Origin of the sequence: Microcystis sp. LE19-195.1E (assembly GCF_027532095.1) — a bacterium.
Lineage (GTDB): Bacteria > Cyanobacteriota > Cyanobacteriia > Cyanobacteriales > Microcystaceae > Microcystis > Microcystis aeruginosa.
The window spans coordinates 18,500-37,306 of sequence record NZ_JAPZSZ010000334.1 but is presented as its reverse complement, the minus strand read 5'-3'; the positions used below and the strand labels follow the sequence as shown (position 1 = coordinate 37,306).

16 protein-coding genes, 1 pseudogene and 1 other annotated feature are annotated in these 18,807 nt (G+C 43.4%); of the genes and pseudogenes, 9 read left to right on the top strand and 8 right to left on the bottom strand.

The window, feature by feature from the left end; genetic code table 11:
- The 4 genes and pseudogenes from O9300_RS18145 to O9300_RS18130 all read left to right on the top strand — a co-directional run.
- Positions 1 to 407 (top strand): annotated as a pseudogene (locus O9300_RS18145) (RNA-guided endonuclease TnpB family protein); the annotation flags it as partial.
- A gap of 61 nt (positions 408 to 468) precedes the next feature.
- A complete protein-coding gene (locus O9300_RS18140) occupies positions 469 to 2,151 on the top strand; it encodes an alpha/beta hydrolase (RefSeq protein ID WP_287973159.1) in 1,683 nt (560 codons plus the stop codon).
- 418 nt (positions 2,152 to 2,569) lie between these two features.
- Positions 2,570 to 3,121, top strand: a complete 552-nt coding sequence (locus O9300_RS18135) for a DUF2854 domain-containing protein (RefSeq protein WP_061432027.1) — start codon at positions 2,570 to 2,572, stop codon at positions 3,119 to 3,121.
- Entirely contained in the window at positions 3,122 to 3,883 is a 762-nt protein-coding gene (locus tag O9300_RS18130; protein WP_190723199.1) for a sulfite exporter TauE/SafE family protein, read from the top strand. It abuts the gene before it with no gap.
- A gap of 178 nt (positions 3,884 to 4,061) precedes the next feature.
- On the opposite strand, the gene O9300_RS18125 is transcribed toward O9300_RS18130, so the two are convergent.
- On the bottom strand, positions 4,062 to 4,730 hold the full coding sequence (locus O9300_RS18125) for a hypothetical protein (protein WP_287973157.1): 669 nt from the start codon (positions 4,728 to 4,730) through the stop codon (positions 4,062 to 4,064).
- Positions 4,731 to 4,893: 163 nt separating this feature from the next.
- On the opposite strand from O9300_RS18125, the gene O9300_RS18120 reads away from it, so the two are divergent.
- The 3 genes from O9300_RS18120 (at position 4,894) to O9300_RS18110 (ending at position 8,593) form a co-directional block, all read left to right on the top strand.
- The gene (locus tag O9300_RS18120) at positions 4,894 to 5,595 is read left to right on the top strand and encodes a DUF3120 domain-containing protein (protein ID WP_287973155.1); all 702 of its coding nucleotides are present in this window, start codon (positions 4,894 to 4,896) and stop codon (positions 5,593 to 5,595) included.
- A 313-nt stretch (positions 5,596 to 5,908) separates the two neighbouring features.
- Positions 5,909 to 6,946, top strand: coding sequence for an adenylate/guanylate cyclase domain-containing protein (locus O9300_RS18115; RefSeq protein ID WP_502846403.1), 1,038 nt, complete (start codon positions 5,909 to 5,911; stop codon positions 6,944 to 6,946).
- Positions 6,947 to 7,204: 258 nt separating this feature from the next.
- Complete coding sequence (locus tag O9300_RS18110) at positions 7,205 to 8,593, top strand: IS200/IS605 family accessory protein TnpB-related protein (protein ID WP_287973152.1); 1,389 nt, start codon at positions 7,205 to 7,207, stop codon at positions 8,591 to 8,593.
- Between the two features lie 464 nt (positions 8,594 to 9,057).
- Here the strand turns inward: O9300_RS18110 and O9300_RS18105 are convergent, their stop codons facing one another.
- From O9300_RS18105 to O9300_RS18080, 6 genes are all read right to left on the bottom strand, one after another.
- Positions 9,058 to 10,050: a 30S ribosomal protein S1 gene (locus O9300_RS18105; protein ID WP_002781113.1), complete on the bottom strand. Its 993-nt coding sequence runs from the start codon at positions 10,048 to 10,050 to the stop codon at positions 9,058 to 9,060.
- A gap of 232 nt (positions 10,051 to 10,282) precedes the next feature.
- On the bottom strand, positions 10,283 to 10,798 hold the full coding sequence (gene nrdR, locus O9300_RS18100; protein WP_002757126.1) for a transcriptional regulator NrdR: 516 nt from the start codon (positions 10,796 to 10,798) through the stop codon (positions 10,283 to 10,285).
- Positions 10,799 to 10,925: 127 nt separating this feature from the next.
- Entirely contained in the window at positions 10,926 to 11,021 is a 96-nt protein-coding gene (locus O9300_RS18095; protein WP_071823417.1) for a photosystem II reaction center protein T, read from the bottom strand.
- A 104-nt stretch (positions 11,022 to 11,125) separates the two neighbouring features.
- The gene (rplL, locus tag O9300_RS18090) at positions 11,126 to 11,518 is read right to left on the bottom strand and encodes a 50S ribosomal protein L7/L12 (protein WP_004162771.1); all 393 of its coding nucleotides are present in this window, start codon (positions 11,516 to 11,518) and stop codon (positions 11,126 to 11,128) included.
- Positions 11,519 to 11,561: 43 nt separating this feature from the next.
- On the bottom strand, positions 11,562 to 12,110 hold the full coding sequence (rplJ, locus tag O9300_RS18085; protein ID WP_002781109.1) for a 50S ribosomal protein L10: 549 nt from the start codon (positions 12,108 to 12,110) through the stop codon (positions 11,562 to 11,564).
- 102 nt (positions 12,111 to 12,212) lie between these two features.
- Positions 12,213 to 12,330: a sequence feature (ribosomal protein L10 leader region), on the bottom strand.
- 19 nt (positions 12,331 to 12,349) lie between these two features.
- On the bottom strand, positions 12,350 to 12,484 hold the full coding sequence (locus O9300_RS18080; protein WP_287973150.1) for a hypothetical protein: 135 nt from the start codon (positions 12,482 to 12,484) through the stop codon (positions 12,350 to 12,352).
- Between the two features lie 212 nt (positions 12,485 to 12,696).
- Between O9300_RS18080 and O9300_RS18075 the strand changes: the two genes are divergently transcribed.
- Together O9300_RS18075 and mgtE are read left to right on the top strand one after the other, a co-directional pair.
- The gene (locus O9300_RS18075; protein ID WP_287973148.1) at positions 12,697 to 12,894 is read left to right on the top strand and encodes a hypothetical protein; all 198 of its coding nucleotides are present in this window, start codon (positions 12,697 to 12,699) and stop codon (positions 12,892 to 12,894) included.
- 215 nt (positions 12,895 to 13,109) lie between these two features.
- Positions 13,110 to 14,516, top strand: a complete 1,407-nt coding sequence (gene mgtE, locus O9300_RS18070; protein WP_287973147.1) for a magnesium transporter — start codon at positions 13,110 to 13,112, stop codon at positions 14,514 to 14,516.
- 391 nt (positions 14,517 to 14,907) lie between these two features.
- On the opposite strand, the gene cobN is transcribed toward mgtE, so the two are convergent.
- Positions 14,908 to 18,549: a cobaltochelatase subunit CobN gene (gene cobN / locus O9300_RS18065; protein WP_287973145.1), complete on the bottom strand. Its 3,642-nt coding sequence runs from the start codon at positions 18,547 to 18,549 to the stop codon at positions 14,908 to 14,910.
- Between the last annotated feature and the right edge of the window lie 258 nt (positions 18,550 to 18,807).

The following is an 18,807-nucleotide window of genomic DNA, read 5'->3' as shown; positions in this document are numbered from 1 at the left end:
CGAAAACCAAGTTATTGCGGTAGAAAATCTCAATGTTAAAGCCATGGTACGCAATCATAATTTAGCTAAGGCTATTAGTGATTGTAGTTGGGGAATGTTTTGTACAATGCTCAAATACAAGGCAGAATGGCAAGGAAAAACCTATATCGAAGTTGATAGGTTTTTCCCTAGTTCTAAAACTTGTCATGTCTGTCTGAATCAAGTGGGTAGTTTATCCCTTGATGTTAGAATATGGACTTGTGTGCATTGCAAAACAATCCATGATCGTGACATAAATGCGGCAATAAATATTCGAGATGAAAGATTACGGATATTGTCGTTAGGAAAAGCGCGATACTGCCTATAGAGGGGATATAAGACCAAAATCTGGGCGTAAGTCCGTCTTGAGGCAATCCCCCGTGAAATAGGAAGCTCTCAACGACCTTGAGAGTAGTTCACTTATTGTCATCTACCCTAACTAAAAATCCCATGATTATCCCCCGTTTACAAAATCGTTTTCCCAGAAATAATTCCACCCGTCGGCTGCGAGCTTTTCTCCTAGGTCTTTTCGCCGCCAGTATGACCGCTTTACCCCTAAAAGCCGCTGAAGAAATTGAATTTGTCTATACTCCCCTCGTCTTTTCTGTATCGGTAGCATCCCTAGAAACCTTTGCTAAAGAAGGAAAGATTGATGCTAATTTAAAAAGATTTCTTGCCAGAACAACTCCCGAAGCAAGAGAGAAGTTTCGTGAGGCTTTATTAACAAAGATTGACATCGATCCTATTTTACTATCTCGTTTTTTTAATAGTGTGATGGGTGCTGATATGCTCTATCGTTTGGGCAAAGGCATCACCATTGAAGGGGGAATTAATGGTAAATATGCCCTGCGGGGTGCGATTGTTAGTGCCGCTTTTGATCCGGGGGGATTAACCCTTTTAAATGTCCTGAAAAAATTCCCCAATAATATACAGTTACAGGGGGAAGAAATCCTCGGATTAGCTAAAACCATCGATTATGCGGTTTATGTGGCGGAAATATTTATCAAAGATATGCGCCTCTGGACAGCCGAGGAAGCCGCTGCCGTTAAACCAGCGATTAATTATGCCAGTTTACCCGATTTGCGTCAGCGCGGTAGCTTTCAGGTAAAAAAAGAAGTTTGGAACCTAACCGATAGCAGTCGCAATCGCAGTTTATATGTGAATGTTTATATCCCGCAAACTTTCCGAGACGGTAAAACACCTGTAATTATTTTTTCCCACGGATTAGCCTCGCGACCAGAAGATTATGCCCAAGCAATTGAACATCTAGCTTCCTACGGATTTTTAGTAGCGGCACCGCAACACCCCGGCAGTGATACCCAATACCTACAAGGAATGTTAGGGGGGTATTATCGCAATATTTTTGACGGCAATGAGTTTATTAATCGACCCAAAGATATTAGCTTTGTCATCGATGAATTAGCCAGACGAAATGCTAGTCAATTTCAAGGTAAACTTAACCTAACTAATGTGGGAGTAGCGGGTCATTCCTTTGGGGGTTATACATCTCTAGCTGTTGCCGGCGCACAAATTGATTTTGATAATCTCGCCCAAGATTGTAATCGTCCTTACTCCGGGATTAATATCGCTATTTTACTGGAATGTCGCGCCCTAGAATTGCCTAGACAGGTCTATAATTTTCGCGATGAACGAGTCACGGCTGTCTTTGCAGCTAATCCCGTTAACCGCAGTATTTTTGGGGAAAAAGGTTTAAGTAAAATCTCGATTCCTGTCCTCTTGGGTTCAGGAAGTTATGACCCAGCAGCTAATCCGATTTTTGAACAGGCCATTCCTTTTACTTGGTTAAAAACGCCGGATAAATATCTGGCCATGGTGGAGGGACAAGCTCATGTAAATTTTACAGAATTGGATGCAGGAATGCAAAAAACCCTCGAGTCTGTGGTCAATATCACTTTACCCGATCAAAATTTAATCGAGAATTATGCGGGAGCTTTATTGGTGGCTTTTTTTGAAGTTTATATTGCTGATAATGAAAAGTTTCGTCCTTTTCTTCTGTCTAGTTATGCAGAATATCTCAGTCAGGGACAAAAGTTTAAATTAGACTTTATTACTGCCGCTTCTGACCAGAAGTTATCTCAATTAATTGAGAAATTGCGAGTACATAGGCAATAGTAAAACGTAGGGTGCGTTAGACGGCAAAAATTCCTGTTTTGACTTGAAGGTAACAATCCGTCCTAACGCACCACCTATCATCAACTAAGTAAAACCTAGGGTGCGTTAGACGGCAAAAATTCCTGTTTTGACTTGAAGGTAACAATCCGTCCTAACGCACCACCTATCATCAACTAAGTAGCTGGTTACAATTAAAGATAAAATACAAAAAACCAGAAGCCTGTCCCACTATCTAACAGTTAATTGAGATTACTTACTTATTAAGTGTCAAGTTCGTTGTTTTCTTTTCACTGATGACTGATGACTGATGACTGATGACTGATAACGGAAAAATCTCCCCACTGCCCATCTGCAAAAAAGATTCTTTGGAGTTGTATAATCTCTAAAGGATTAGCGTACTCAAGAAAAAAATTATTTCATGCTCAGGAAAATTAGACTATCATACTTTGGCTTAATTTTAGGCAGTATTTTAACGGTTATCGGGATTATCGGTTATGCCCAAGGTAACGCCACGGTCAATTTAGCGGGGTTTTTCTACGGATTACCGTTATTATTGGGAGGTTTAGCCCTAAAAGCTTCAGAAATCAAACCTATACCCTTCAGTCAACCCACTAGCCCCGAAATCTTGCAATTGCGCCAACAACAGGCTACTGTCACCCAAACCAAACTTCGCAAGGATGTCACCCGCTATCGCTACGGACAGGAAGTGCATCTGGATGAAGCCCTAGAAAAGCTGGGATTAAGCCCCACGGACGAGGAAAGACCGACTTTAGTGGCAATTCGTGAAACTGCTGTTGATTCCGCCTATTGTCTCACCCTAGAATTTGAATCGCCCCTTTTACCCCTAGAAAAGTGGCTGGCAAAACAGGAAAAAATCGAAAGATACTTTGGCCCAGGAATTAGAGCCGAAATTAAGCAAGTTGATGAGGAAAAAATTGATTTAGCCCTAATTACTATTCCTAACGCCTAAATGCTCACGCCTATTCAGTATGGCTTCTTGGCAATTGCTGCGGTGGCTGCCGGCTTAATTAATGCTCTTGCCGGTGGCGGTAGTCTGATTACTTTTCCGACGCTGATGGCGGTGGGTATCCCACCGGTAATGGCAAATGTGACTAATACCGTCGCTTTATGCCCGGGTTATCTGGGGGCAACTCTCGCCCAAAAAAAAGACCTGCACGGGCAACAAAAACGGATTCAGTTATTGCTACCATCGGCAGTTATTGGCGGCATTATCGGTGGTATTTTGCTGTTAAATAGCAGCGATCAAGTGTTTGACCGCCTGATTCCTTTTCTGATTCTTTTAGCGGCGGCTTTATTGGCTTTTCAAGATACTTTACGCTCTTGGTTGCAGCGGCGACAGGGGGACAAAAAGGGCAATATACCGGAAATTTGGGCGTTTTTACCCATCACTCTCGCTTCAATTTATGGTGGTTATTTTGGAGCGGGTTTAGGTGTGATCGAGTTGGCAATTTTGGGCTTATTTCTCAAGGATAATCTCACGAGATTAAATGCTTTAAAACAGTTGCTTTCTTTGGTGGTTAACGTGGCGGCATCTTGGTTTTTTCTCTTTTCTAATCAGGTATATTGGTCGGCGGCGATAGTGGTAGCAATTGGCTCTTTAATTGGGGGTTTATTGGGGGGAAAACTAGCTAGAATTATCTCTCCTAGTTATCTGCGCTGGACTGTGGTAATTCTGAGTATTATTACCGCTACAGTTTATTTTCTTCGTTAACAAGATGTTTGTCAATCAGGTGTTTTATTGATGGAGATTGATAGATTTTTTCCTAGTTCTCAAACCTGTTCTAATTGTCTCTATCATACCAAATCCGCCAGGTGGGCGTAAGTCTATCTTCAGGCATTCCCCCGTGAGTTCAGAAGCCCCGACAATCTCGCCCAGCGGGTAGTTCACCCTAAAAAGATTGTCCCACTTCTAAGACTTTCGCTTGCCCGTTGCGAGACAAAATAACCTGTTGACTACCAACTTCCACTAAAGTCCAACCGTTGATAAATTCCCCCGGAGAAATACGGATAGTTATCCCCTTATTATCAAATAAAGCTGAAGATCGATCGCCTAAATCCATCACCCCCACCAGGGTATTTTTCACCTGATTATTAGTGGGAATAACCGCTGCCAACGGCCGATTCACTTGGGGGGCAGCCGGTAATGGTGGCGCGGAAATGTCGGGATTTGCGGGTGTAACCGGGGCAATTTTGGCAGCAGTTTCAGGGGTTTGGGGATAAACGGGAACGTAAATTCTTTCTATGATCTGGGGAGTATTATTAACCGGTAAATTAGCGGGGGGTGGTGGTGGAACCCTGGCTACCGGAGAAGGGTTATTTTGGGGATCAGGATCAGGATCGGGGGATGAAGTTTGACCTTGGCGATCGATAATAGCCAGGGATGATTGCAGATAGGCGATAAATTTTTGCTCTTCCTGGGAAATCGTGCCATTTTGAGAGACAGGCGCATTTTTTTGACTGATTAGCCATGCCACCACCCAACCTAGATAGACGCAAGCAATGACAAAAATAACTTTATCTAGGGGCATTCTCGGATTTTCTTCATGGCCCGCTGCCATATTTTTTGCACTCCTCGATCGCTGCTGTCGTTTCGATTCTAACAGGATAGCGCATTGCCAAAAACAATTTTTAAATTTCCCCAAATCCCCCTAGGGGGGATATAGTAGAGAGAGAATGATGTATCTTAATATAAGTGAAGTTTTGTAACAATTCTGAAATCCTTTGCTCAACTCTACCCTAGTCCCCAGCAATCCCGATCGCCTGAAACCCCTAGTCCCTAACTGGGAAAAATGTCAATCCGTCTTTTGGACAGCAGCATTTCTGGTATCAGTCCCCGTGTTCCTGCAAGCGCCCCTAGTGCGCTACTATCCCGAAATTAGCCTAGGTTTAACCGTTTTCTGGGTGGGGTTAGGGATTTGGCTGCTCAAACAAGCAAAAATCAGTCTTTGGGGAGATTTACTTTTGGGCTTTAGTTGGAGTTGGTTAGCAGGTTCTCTATACTGGGGTTGGTGGCGTTGGGAACCCTTGATCCATATTCCCATGGAAGCGATCGGGCTGCCCTTTGTTCTCTGGGGATTATGCAAAGGTCGCCGCAAAGTGGGCAATCTTTTCTATCTTGGTTCTTTGTTAGGAACCGCTATCACCGATGTATATTTCTATCTAACGGGACTAATTCCCTACTGGCGACAATTAATGACCGTGGAACTAGCTCCCAACCTAGTATCGCCGATATTTCATAACGCCTTGGCCCAAATTCAGACCCCCTGGGGCATCAGTTGGGCGATCGTGCTGCTCAACCTGCTCCTAGCGCTCGGTATCTATCCTTTGCAAAAACGGGTATGCCATTGGTGGGCATTTAGCGGAGCCGTATTGAGTACAATTTTAGTCGATGGTTTATTTTGGATTACCGCTTCTCTGGCCTAAGGGTTTTCCTAGCTAAACTTATTAACATTCAATTGATGAGTTTTGCCAATACATTGCTCCCAACACATTCCCAGCAAGGGTTATAGCTACAATGATCGATTTTTATTAAGGTTAATAATTGTAATTGCTTTTCTCAGAAAAAATCAATTATTGAAAATGTTCTCAATAGTAGTTTCCACAATCAAGGTTTTTCGGAAAAACATCTTGGCATCTTGGGGGAATGTAAAAATAGATAAAAACATCGGAAGAGCTGCGGAATATTCGCTATATGATATGTAGTTACTGCCATCTATCTATTGCAGCTGATCTACCCGTGGATATACTAGGACAAAATCCTTATTTACTACTCCATACCGAGAAGGGACAGCGTTTTTTCCCTCTCGTGGGGAGACCTTACTGGACAATCGGACGGGGCAAAGACAACGATATCGTGATTAAAGATCACTGTATCTCTCGCAATCACGCTATTTTACAATCCACGGAAACAGGAGATTTTTATCTGATCGATCTCGGTAGTCGCAATGGAACTTTTGTTAATGGCAGAAGGGTAGCCATTCCCGGGACTATCCATGACAAAGATCGGATCACCTTTGGCAAAACCGAAGTGCAGTTCTATCGTCCTACTCCCACTAATATAGGCAAGCAACCGCGCAATTTAGAATGGGATACCCCCACCTCCGCCCTCCATGAACGTCGCTTAACATCGGTGATGGTGGTGGATATGCGAAATTTTACGGCTTTAACGAGGCAATTAGACGAAAAAGTGCTTTCTTCTCTGATTGGCAATTGGTTTCGCCATGCCGGGAGTATTATCCGCAGTTCCGGCAGTTGGGTAGATAAATATATTGGTGATGCGATCATGGCCATCTGGTTTCACGGCCAACAGGAAGTCAATCAAGACGATATCTTGCAAATTTTCCAAGCAATTACGCAAATATACAAGATGACCCGCGCCTTAAGCGAAGAATATCCCTTACCCTTTAAATTACGTATCGGTGCGGGAGTGAATACCGGTTATGCCATGGTGGGCAATACTGGCAGCGGTGAACATCCAGATTATACGGCGATCGGCGATACGGTCAACGCCGCTTTTCGTTTAGAGTCGGCTACTAAAGAAATGGGTAGGGATTTAGCCATCGGAGTAACTACCTACAGTTATCTCATCGGTTTACCCCATCTCCACCAAGCTTTTAATCAACATACCGTCAGTCTGAAAGGATACGACGATAACACTATTACCTACGGAACCACTTTTGATCACTTGGATCGTTTCCTCGATGCCAACAGTAGTGAGGAGATGACCGGAATTACAGGAGTTGCCAGCAGTGTCGGTTTTCAGGATTTCAATTAAATGAGCGGTTGGGAGACGTTTCAGTGATCAGTGATCAGTAAACAGTAATCAGTGAAAAGACAGTAGGAAACTTCTATTTAGGGCTTGCTGAAAAAGTTTGTTGGTGGGGTTAGCTGGGGTTGTCTCTTTCATCGCTGATCTTTCAACGTAAAGTGCTTACTCTTTAACAATTATACTCGATTTGATCTTTATTTAGCGTTTAAGTCCCACTAGGAAATTAATTTTGCACGACTACTTAGGGTGGCTAATCTCAGAAAAATGGCTAAAAAGAAATCCTTAAAAGCTAAGTTAACCCGGATAAGTCGGTCAAAAAAAAAGACCGATAGACCGAGCTATCAAAGATTAATAGGGATTGAAAGTAAGATAGAATATCATCCCTTTCTAGAAGATTGGGGAAAGGATTATCAAAGTCTTTTACGCCGCGCTTTAAATGATAGACAAAAAGGGTTATCTGAGGATGAGATAGAGAAAAACTATCAAACCCAATTTGATATTCAATGGGCATGGGCTGATAGTTTAGCGATAAATGCTAGTTCAGTGTTTGACCAATTAACCACAGCTAAAGCCAATCACATAGAACTTCTTGAAACAGATTTAAAAGCAGGATTTAGGAAAGTTAGAGAAAATTTAGAAGTTCTAGAGAAGGCTTATCAAAATCCGACTACGGCGAATGGAAGAAACTTTAACAAGAGATTATTAGGGGTCAAATCTAAACTAGAAAGATTACAACGAAAGAAACAGGAACTTTCTGATTTAAAGGCAACAGACAGACTTCACATTTGTTGGGGGTCAAAGAAGTTATTTAAGGCTCAATATCATCTAGAAATCAATGGCTATGCTAATCATGAAGAATGGTTAGAAGATTGGAGACTTCATAGAGGAGGCAATTTTTATAGTATCGGTAAAGGGTCAGTGGATGGCAATAATCCGGTCACGAAAATTCATCATCAAGCGGAGCGAACTGTTCCGAGGGAACCTCGGAACCAGCACGCGCACCAAGAAGAAGATGATATTTTCACTGTTACTATTACAGTTCCTCGTTGTTATCAAGAAATTTATGGGACAAAAATAACTTTAGATTTTGTTGTCAATGGACGACGCAAACATGATTTGCTTTATGCCTTAGAATCTAATAAACCTGTTACGGTTCAGATTTTTAGAAGAGAACATAAAGAGAATCAATGGTACATTCATTTATCCACTTATGGGCCAGCAATTCCTTATATTTCTCATCAAAGAAATGGGTGTCTAGGGATTGACTTAAATGCTCAATCTATTGACCTTGTTTATGTTAAAAGAGATGGAAACTTACATTCACAAGAAGGAAAGAAAACCTTATTTTCTTGGGAGATTCCCACAGGAACGACGGGACAAGTTGAAGCCTCTTTAAGGAACATTGTGGCTGAAATTGTCAGAATAGCTGAAACTTTTCAATGTCCCATCGCTTGTGAAGACTTAGATTTTAGTCAAAAGAAAGCTACGTTAAGACATTCTCCGAAAAAGTATAATCGGATGCTTAGTGGCTTTGTTTATGATAAATTTAGAGCGTTTTTAGTCGCTAGAGCCGAAAAATATGGGATAGAAGTCATTTTCAACAATCCTTTTGCCACATCGGTTATTGGGATGGTGAAATATATGGCTAAATAGGGACTCAATTCAGCTTTTTCTGCGGCCATGGTGATTGCCAGACGAGCATTAGGGTTCTGTGAGAAGATACCTCGCTCTTATTGGCCAATAATAGGGATTTGTACTGAATCACCAGAGGATGGTTTAGTGCAATCATGGGGTCAATGGGGGAAACTCTGTAAGCTCTTGAGTGAACAGAATATCTCCCGACACCAAATGTTTGAACCAGCGAAAGTCCTAGAGGCACTGCAATTAGCAGTTTCCCGAACTAGAAGGGGGGAATCTCCCCCCAGCAAAGGCTGGAAAGTCAAATCTGCTTCTCTACCAGTAGTTTTTTCAAACAGTCAAACTCACGGGGAGTCACCGATGCCCCAAAACTGTTAGTCTAATAAGATATTATTAGATACCAACAGGTTTTTAGTAGGTGTACACTTAAAACTCAAATCTGATAACTGACGACTGATAACTGATAACTGATAACTGACCTACTCCTCGGTGGCAGCGAGAACTAAATCTTCCTCCTCCAAGGCGGGAGGAACTTCGATTTCTGCGACTACTTCCGAGACAGTGCGGCCTTCCGCTTCCGCTAGACGTTTTTCTCGGTATTTAATCGCCATTTCTTCCGCTTTTTCAAACACTAACGGGCGATTTTTCAGCATATCTCCCGGTTCGGGTTCTAATTGTTTAGTCGAGAGGGAAATGCGACCTCTTTCGGCATCGAGATCGATAATCATCACTTTTAACTCATCATTGACATTGAAAACCGTGTGGGGGGTGTCGATGTGATCGTGAGAGATTTCGGAAATATGCAGTAAACCACTGACTCCACCGATATCGATGAAAGCACCGTAGGGCTTGATTCCGCGCACGGAACCGATTACCACCTGTCCCACGGCTAAACCGTTCATCTTGCGTTCCACTAAAGCGCGACGATGACTTAAAACCAGACGGTTGCGATCCTCATCCACTTCTAAAAACTTTAAGGGCAATTCCTGACCAACTAAATCCTCTTTCGCCTCTCTGGTGCTAATGTGAGAACCGGGGATAAAGCCGCGGAGACCTTCAATCCTGACTAATGCCCCACCACGGTTAGTGGCAAAAACATTTGATCGCACGGTAGCATCTTCTTTTTGCAATTGACGCACCCGTTCCCAAGCGCGCATATATTCAATGCGACGGATCGACAGGGTTAGCTGTCCATCTTCATTCTCGTCGGTAAGGATGAAAAATTCCCTGGTTTCGTTAGGTTGTAAAACTTCTTCGGGATTATCGACGCGGTTGATCGACATTTCCTGCACGGGGATAAAAGCGGCGGTTTTAGCACCGATATCGATGAGCGCTCCCCGGGGTTCCATGCTGAAAACAGTCCCGGCGACAACATCTCCCGGACTGAAATGATAATCGTATTTGTCTAGAAGGGCGGCAAAATCTTCATGGGTAAAGCCTATGTTTTTGTTTGCGGTTTTTTGGGTGGTCATGTACGTTGTTTGGGCCTCGGAATTTCCGTAGGTTTTTCCTCCTATGTGATGTACAGTTTCTAAATAAAGGAGATGCCTCCCAATTTAGTTCCTAGGCAGGGCCTAGGGGATGAACTGCCGCATCCGGCTTTCTTGCAGGCAATCCGCCTCAAGAATGACTCTTAAGAATCTAACCAGAGCTTGGGCTTTAAATAGCACAAGGGATCCTAATTATAACTGAATCGGGGACTATTTAAGATGAGGTGATCACGCTGGCTTCTTCCACTTGAGACCAAGAAGGATGAGCGCGTTCGATTTCGGAGGATTGCAGCAGCGCTAAAGCGGCGATAAAGTCTCTAATTCCCTGAAAATTGCCGTAAACCGAAGCAAAGCGCACATAGGCCACTTCCGATTCTTGCCGGAGGTATTCTAGGACTAATTGACCGATCTCCTGACTTGTTACCTCCCGTTTTGAGTCTTGCTGTAGACGGGATTCGATATCATTGACGATCGCCTCTAATCTTGAGGGGGGAATGCCGGTTTTTTCGCAGGCGCGGACGATACCGCGCAGCAGTTTGCAGCGATCAAAAGATTCCCGTTTACCATCTTTTTTAATCACCGTGATCGGCACGAATTCGATGCGCTCGTAGGTGGTGAAGCGATATTTACACTGTAAGCATTCACGACGACGACGAATGCTCTGACCGTTTTCGGAGGAACGGGACTCTAAAACGCGACTATCGGTATGCTGACAATTAGGACACTGCATAGGAGGCGCTCGGTGAGGGGAACCTTTAATTTAAGCCTTTAAATACGAAAACCAGAGCCGCTAACCTGCTTTTGACAAGCGGGCGGCTCAGGGAAGAAAATTATTAAGTTAAACGGAGTTAAGAAATTTACTTTTGAATCCGGGGAGGTTCCCGGAAGGCGATGGCGAAGAAAATTACCGCCAAGGCCATAGTTAAAACCAAAATGTAAGCGACGCTTTCCATGGTTGGACATCCTACAAGATTGCTATGACAATCCTATAGTATCAGGAAATGAGCTTTTCGGCTTGTCTGGGGATGTAGATTACATCCCCAGAATCAGTGGCGATCTATTTAACGCTAACTTTTGCCCCGGCATCTTCCAGTTTTTTCTTGACGGCGGCGGCATCATCTTTGTTGGTGCCTTCTTTAACCGCTTTGGGAGCGGCTTCTACTAGGTCTTTCGCTTCTTTGAGTCCTAAACCAGTCAATTCGCGCACTACCTTAAGGATAGCAATTTTCTTGTCGGCGGGAACTTCTTCAAGAACGACGTTAAATTCGGTTTGTTCTTCCACAGCTTCAGCCGCAGCCGCGGGAGCAGCCCCGGGGGCAGCCATAATTATGCCACCGGCCGGAGCGGCGGCGCTAACTCCAAAGGTTTCTTCGATACCTTTGACTAATTCCGCAGCTTCCAAGAGGGTCAGGGTTTTGAGTTTTTCTAAGATTTCAGCTACAGCAGACATGGGTTAGACTCCTAATTGTTTTAAGTGATTGATTGGTGCGGTGTTAAGCCGCTTCTTTTTCTTCTTGACGGGCCACGGCATCGACGGCGCGGGCCAAAGATGCGGGAACTTCGTTGATGCTGCGGGCCAGTTTGGTGGCAATGGCGTTGATTGCTCCAGCGGCCTGAGCGATTAACTGTTCTTTCGACGGTAAATCGGCGATCGCTTTGATCTGATCTTCTGTTAACAGTTGACCTTTGGTCCCTTCTTTGAGGACACCGCCGCGCAATTCGGTTTTTTTGCTTTCTTTTTTGAACTCTTGATAGGCCTTGAAAGCTCCACCGATATCCTCTTTTACGAGCAGAAAGGCGGATGTTCCCGATAAAAGGCTTTTCATCGGTTCCCAGCCACTATCCTCAGCGATCGCCAATCCCATCAAAGTATTTTTGGTGACTTTACAAATCGTTCCCGTGGGGCGCAATTTGCGGCGTAGATTGCTGATTTCGGCGACGGTTAAACCTTGATAGTCGATGACCATCGTTAATTGAGCTTCCCTCAGAGAGGTTTTTAATTCTTCTAGAATTACTCCCTTGCTTTCTCTGCTTCTCCCCATCCCTTGTTCACCTCCTGTATGCGGGGGACCGGTTCCACAGACAGGCGCAAAAATAACCCCTTGTAGCGCCGGGGTTGAGTGGAGAGAATCCAGTTCAGGCACGACCAAGACAGAAAATATCTCTCTTTAGTCTTTTTGGCTGCTGTTTTCTCGCTTTGACCTCGGCAGGGTATTTAAGCTGTTTCGCACCTGCTGTCTTTGGCTTAAGCCAGTTTCTTATCATAACATTATCGCGGGATTTATGTCAAGCCCTGGGAAGGAGCGATCGAGGCGATCGCATCTAAGACTAAATCCTGTTTTGAAAAGGTATAGGAAAGTGGGGTGTGGAGTGTGGGGAGAAGGGAGCACCGGAACACCGGAGCAGGGAGAAACAATTCATAACTTGAGAGTTAATCACACTATTAAAAACGGATTTGGTATAAGACTAAATCCGTTGAGTATGGGCTACATAGAGCTGGCTGAATAAATCTAAAAACCTTGTTGGATAAAACTTTTAGACCTTTTTGAAATCCACAAGTGCCTCGTCTGGGAGTGATCAGGGGGAAAATTCCGGGACTTTTTCCCTGAAAATTAGGTAATTGAGCAGATGAAAATCGGTAAAACCCTACACCCCACACCCCACACGCTACCCCCACCGAAAAACTTTTTCAGCAAACCCTACATATCAGGACAGGCACTCATGCAAGAGGCAAAAGGAGGAATAGATAATCGGTCTTTAATAACCGGATTTAGTCTGAGATCAAAAGTTTTCGTTTTCAGGAGTCGGTCGTTAATACCAAATTAGGTTACAGTTCTTGATCAGAAACGCTGTATCTAATTCAGTCTCAGGAGAAAGTCTTTCTGTTGATTGAGCTTTTTTAATCTAGCTTTTCAAGACGCAGAATCAGCTTGGTTCATTTGTTCGCTTGTGCCACTCTACTTTCTTCGCTTACAATCCTTTTGTATCCTCCATCAATTTTTCGAGCTTCCCTTTTTAGTTACCTTACCCAATTATCAATTATGAATAACACTGAAATCAACTTTCCCAAAGGCTCTAAGAGTGACCTAAGAGATGTTATCACAAATCAGTTACTCATTTTTTTAGAAGCCCAAAATTATGACGCAGCTAAAACTCTATTAATTCCCGTCGCTTCCGTGGATATAGCAGAAGCGATTGCGGACTTACCTAAAACCCTACAAATCATTGCTTTCCGACTTTTAAATAAATCTCAAGCCATTGACGTTTATGAACATTTAGATAGAAATACCCAATATTTATTAATCGAAAAATTTAAAAATGCGGAAGCAAATGAAATTATTAATAATATGTCTCCTGATGATCGAGTCAAGTTATTTGATGAGTTACCTCCTCAATTAGCGAGGACTTTAGTGGCTCAATTATCCCCTGAAGAAAGAGAGTTAAATGCTTTATTGTTCGGGTATTCTGCTGATACAGCAGGGCGAATTATGACCCCGAAATATATCTATGTTAAAGAAACTATTACCGCTAATGAAGCCCAAGCTAAAATCAGAAATTTAGCCGATAAAATTGAAGTGGCTTACTATATCTATGTGACAGATAATAACAAGAGATTACAAGGAACCTTATCTTTAAAAGATTTAATTGTTGCTAAACCAGAAGCCATAATTTCAGAAATTATGAACAGAAATATTATTTATGCTTATACCGATACCGACCAAGAAGAAGTCGCTAAATTGATTCAACGCTATGATTTATTAGCCTTGCCAATTGTTGATAAAGATGAAAACTTATTAGGGGTAGTTACGGTAGATGATGTCATCGACATTTTAGAGGAAGAAGCAACTGAAGATATTTATAGAATGGGAGCAATTAACACGGAATCTGATGATCAAAATTACTTTAAATTGGGCTTGTATAAAATCACAAAAAAACGAATACCATGGTTATTAATTTTATTAATCACGAATTCTGGAACAGTTTTTTTAATGAGTAATTTTGAGGAAGTATTAGAAGAAGTAGTTGCCTTAGCCTTTTTTACGCCATTATTAATTGATGCAGGGGGAAATATCGGTGCACAGTCATCGACCGTTGTTATTAGGGGATTAAGTACCGATGAATTAAGAGATAAAAAACCGTTTTCAATTATTGTGAAAGAGTTAATAACAGGGGGATTATTAGGAATCATTTTAGCCGTCATTGTGATTGCCATGATTTTTGTATTCTTAGGTAAACCAGAGATTGGTTTTATAGTGGGAATTAGTTTAATTGCTATCTCAATTATTGCAGCAACAACAGGTACAGCATTACCTTTTGTCTTTAACAAAATGGGATTTGATCCTGCTTTAATGTCTGCTCCTTTTATTACCACAGTGGTTGATGTTTTAGGAATTTTTATTTATTTCAGTATTGCTCAATTAATCCTAAAGGAAAGCTTGAGAAATTGATGGGCAAGTCAAAAAGATTAGGCCGATTTAAGTCTGAATTGGCGTTCCATAACTTGCCCAGAGTTATATCCTTGAGCGCTCGATAATTTTTAATCCTCAATCCCTCAATTCCGGCCATTATTTAGTCCCGTTTCTCATTACTAAAGTAATCTGAGCAATTTCTCCCCGGAGAATATATAGTATAGACTGATTCTAGAGCGGTTATTAATAGAGTTCTTGCCTAATTAATTTTTGAGAGTTCAAAAATGAGAAAAATAGGCATAAAATTGCATAAAATCCTTAGATAGAGCATTTAATTGATTAATGCTCATTCTTAATTCTCCTGACTACTGACTACTGGCTACTGACTCCTCACCTAAGGTCAGATTTTTGATTTTTGCCAGAGGTCTAATTACTGACCCGATTCGATCGCCCCTTCGGCCTCGTGGACAATTGCTCTCAATCGATCTAAGGTTTTCTGGTCCACCTGCGTCCATAATCCCCGTTGTTGAGCTTCTAATAATCTTTCGGCCATATCTCGCAATGCCCAGGGGTTTTTCTCCTGAATAAATTGTTGTACCTTCTCGTCAAATAAATAAGCTTCGGCTACTCCCTGATAGATAAAATCCTCCACTAGATGAGTAGTGGCAGAATAGGCAAAAATATAATCTACGGTCGCAGCCATCTCGAAAGCGCCTTTATAGCCGTGTCGCATCACTCCCGCTATCCATTTGGGATTAACCACTCGCGAACGGTAAACCCGGCGAATTTCTTCCTCTAGGGTTCTGATGCGGGGATTTTCCGGTCGGGAATGATCACCAAAATAGGTGACGGGATTTTTGCCGGTTAAAGCCCGGACACTGGCAGTTAAGCCGCCTTGAAATTGATAGTAGTCATCGGAGTCGAAAATATCGTGTTCCCGATTGTCCTGATTGTGCAGCACTATCTCTAATTCTTGCAGTCTATTTCTTAATACTTCCGGTAAAGAATGGGCAGTTCCTTGACTATTATATGCATAACAACTCCAGTTAATATAAGCATTAGCTAAGTCTTGATCATTTTGCCAGTTTTGTGACTCGATTAACCCCTGTAAACCGGCCCCGTAAGCACCCGGTTTGCAGCCAAAGATTCTGGCAGTAGCTCTCAGTTTCGCCTCTTTTTCTCCTAAGCCCTGACTTAGCCAAAACTCCCTCTCTGTCTTCACTTTCGCCGCTAAAGGATTAATTTTTTCTTCTTCCTCTTGACAAGCTACCGCATTTATGCCAGAATTAAGAAGATGTAGTATGCTGGGGAAACTGTCCCTAAAAAAGCCCGATACCCGAACAGTCACATCAATGCGAGGACGGCCTAAGCTAGACGGGGTAAGGATTTCAAACCCGACCACCCGACGGAAAAAACCATCCCAAAGGGGACGAATTCCCAGTAAAGCCATGGCTTCGGCCACATCTTCGCCACTATTTCTCATCGTCGAAGTTCCCCAGATAGAAATCGCCAAAGTGCGGGGATATTCGCCATTTTCTTGGGTATAACGTTCAATTAGTGCCTCTGCGGCCTTTCTTCCCACTTCCCACGCGGTTTCTGTGGGGATTGCGCGGGTATCGACGGAATAGAAATTTCTGCCGGTGGGGAGAACATCGGGACGGCCGCGGGTAGGAGCGCCGGAAGCACCACTGGGGACGTATTGGCCAGTGAGACCTTTTAAGAGATAGGTAAGTTCATCGGGGGTTTGTTTTAAAGCAGGAATTAACTGATTTTCTAGCCAAACCAATTCTTTTGCCGTATTTTCGCCTAGAGGTTCAATTTTCTGGCTAATTAAATCCTGAGCGAGACTTTCCAGATAGGTAGTAGTATCGTTATATTCCGTCAGGGGGTCGCAGTCGAGATGGAGGTCAAGGGCGATCGAACGGGTTAAACCAGGGCGGTCGGGACTAGGAGAACGAGCGATCGATTGGATTAAATCAATTAACTGCTGACCCTGGGGACATTGACCGAAGATATGTAAACCGTCGCGGATTTGTGCTTCCTTGAGTTCACAGAGATAACCATCCACGAGGGTGAGAAATTGACTAAAGGAAGTGCTGGTCGCAACGCGCTCGCTACGCGAGATCGTGCCTAGCTCTCGATCGAGATTAGTTTTCGCCACCAGGTCGTTAATCCGCTCGCGAATCAGAGCTAAACGAGAAGGATCAAGAGATTCTGCCTGATAATATTCATCGATGAGAGACTCTAACTTTTCCCAATCCCCATACAATTCCGCTCGCGTCATTGGGGGGGTGAGATGGTCGATGATAACAGCTTGGGAACGTCTTTTAGCGCTGCAACCTTCTCCGGGGTCATTGACAATAAAAGGATAAAAATTCGGCAGCGACGAGAAAGCAATTTCGGGATAACAATTGGGAGAAAGAGCGAGACTTTTCCCGGGTAGCCATTCTAAATTGCCGTGTTTACCGAGATTAATTACAGCAGTGACCTGGAATTCCTGTCGTAACCAATGGTAAAAAGCGAGATAGCTGTGGGTAGGTTCGAGGTCGGGGGAATGATAATTAAGAGTCGGGTCAAGGTCGTAACCGCGAGAAGGTTGAATACCGATAAAGACATTACCTAACTGGATGCCGGGGATAGGAAAATCCCTGTCCGGATGTCCCCAACGGTCAAGCATAGCGCTTTGATTATCGGGGGGAAGGGAGGAGAAATAATCTAGATATGCTTCTAGGGAGAGAGATTGATAGATAGGTTTTAATTCCCTTGTCTCCAAGTCATTAGTGATACCGGAAATAAGCAATCGCATTAATTCATCGCTATGGTCGGGTAGGTCGGTGAGGGTATAACCTTGGGTTTGTAATGCGCGAAGAATTTCCAGACCACTAGCGGGAGTATCTAAACCGACTCCGTTAGCGATACGACCATCCTTATTGGGATAGTTGGGGAAAATGAGAGCAATTTTTTTCTGGGAGTTGGGAAGGGAGGAGAGTTGACAATAGTTTGCGGTTAAATCAGCGACAAAATCAACCCGGTGGGGGAGGGGTTGATAGATAACTATTTCCGTTTCTAGTTTGGGATGTCGGGTGAGGACAGATTTAAAGGAAATAGCGCGGGTGATAATTTTGCCATCCATTTCCGGTAAAGCGATATTCATGGCCACATCCCGGGGGGAAAGACCTTGATAACCCTGTTGATAAGCTTCTAAACTGCTGCTGCTGAGGATAACTTGGAAGATGGGTTTATTGAGAGACTGCCAGAAGTGATGATTTTGTTTGTCTTCCGGTCGTTGGATAGAGAAGCTAGTGGTATCGAGAATTAAGTCTGGGGGATGCTGGGAAAAGAGGGTTAATAGTTCCTCTTGCACTTCAATTTCCCGGAGAGAGGAGAGAAAGATAGGGACAGTTTCAATATTTCTTTGGGTGAAAGCGCTGATTAAAGCATCGATAGCTTTGGTATTACCCGCGAGATAATGGGAACGATAGAAAAGTATCCAAGTCCGTGCTTGGGGTTGGGATAGGGTTGTCTGGGAATAGATTCCCAACCTAGGGACAACCCTAGGAGGAGAGGGAGGATAGTCGAGATGGAGACAGGTATGCGCGATAAATTTAGCAGCATTAATCCAGTTATCTATCCCTGCTTCCGTGAAATAGCACCATAACTGGTTAACAGTAGTCAGGGAAGCAGTGGAATGACTCATCAACTCTAAATCCGGTTTATCCTCTCCCGGGAGGACAAATAAAGTCGCACTGGTTTCCTCGACAATTTCCTTAACTACTTCCAATCCGTAGGACCAACTCCCCCGTCCCCCCAATAAGCGAAGAATAATTACTCTTGCTTGGGATAGTACCTTGTCCCCATAGTTATCGATACTGTATTGCTGCTGTAACTGCGATAAATTCAGGGCGCGAATTGCGGGAAAATTATCGGGTAGATGGTCGATAGCTGCCGCTAGAGTTTGAATATCGGTATCGGCCATGGTGAGGAGAACAATCGGGGCCGGATTTTGGTCAATAATAATCACCCCTTCGGTATCTGCTGTCCAACCACCCGCTTGGGGAGCAATACGATGCATAAGTTTTGAGAGTCAGGTTAAATAATGATTAGGTTTTGAGAATTAGGGTCTCGATCGAGGGATCATTCTTAGGTAGATAGAGATGATTATATCTGTCTGCGGCAATTTAAAGAACAGGGAATAGGGATTAGGGGATAGGGGATAGGGATTAAGAAAAATCTTCACTAAAACCCAAACCCCAGTCCCCTTACTGATGACTGGGGTTTGGGGAAGTGGGGAAGTGGGGAAGTGGGGAAGTGGGGAAGTGGGGAAGTGGGG

Excerpts from the sequence above, each read along its gene's own strand:
- O9300_RS18140 (WP_287973159.1), top strand. The coding sequence starts at position 469 with ATGATTATCCCCCGTTTACAAAATCGTTTTCCCAGAAATAATTCCACC.
- O9300_RS18135 (WP_061432027.1), top strand. The coding sequence starts at position 2,570 with ATGCTCAGGAAAATTAGACTATCATACTTTGGCTTAATTTTAGGCAGT.
- O9300_RS18130 (WP_190723199.1), top strand. The coding sequence starts at position 3,122 with ATGCTCACGCCTATTCAGTATGGCTTCTTGGCAATTGCTGCGGTGGCT.
- O9300_RS18125 (WP_287973157.1), bottom strand. The coding sequence starts at position 4,730 with ATGGCAGCGGGCCATGAAGAAAATCCGAGAATGCCCCTAGATAAAGTT.
- O9300_RS18110 (WP_287973152.1), top strand. The coding sequence starts at position 7,205 with ATGGCTAAAAAGAAATCCTTAAAAGCTAAGTTAACCCGGATAAGTCGG.
- O9300_RS18105 (WP_002781113.1), bottom strand. The coding sequence starts at position 10,050 with ATGACCACCCAAAAAACCGCAAACAAAAACATAGGCTTTACCCATGAA.
- nrdR (WP_002757126.1), bottom strand. The coding sequence starts at position 10,798 with ATGCAGTGTCCTAATTGTCAGCATACCGATAGTCGCGTTTTAGAGTCC.
- O9300_RS18095 (WP_071823417.1), bottom strand. The coding sequence starts at position 11,021 with ATGGAAAGCGTCGCTTACATTTTGGTTTTAACTATGGCCTTGGCGGTA.
- rplL (WP_004162771.1), bottom strand. The coding sequence starts at position 11,518 with ATGTCTGCTGTAGCTGAAATCTTAGAAAAACTCAAAACCCTGACCCTC.
- rplJ (WP_002781109.1), bottom strand. The coding sequence starts at position 12,110 with ATGGGGAGAAGCAGAGAAAGCAAGGGAGTAATTCTAGAAGAATTAAAA.
- O9300_RS18075 (WP_287973148.1), top strand. The coding sequence starts at position 12,697 with ATGAAAATCGGTAAAACCCTACACCCCACACCCCACACGCTACCCCCA.
- mgtE (WP_287973147.1), top strand. The coding sequence starts at position 13,110 with ATGAATAACACTGAAATCAACTTTCCCAAAGGCTCTAAGAGTGACCTA.
- cobN (WP_287973145.1), bottom strand. The coding sequence starts at position 18,549 with ATGCATCGTATTGCTCCCCAAGCGGGTGGTTGGACAGCAGATACCGAA.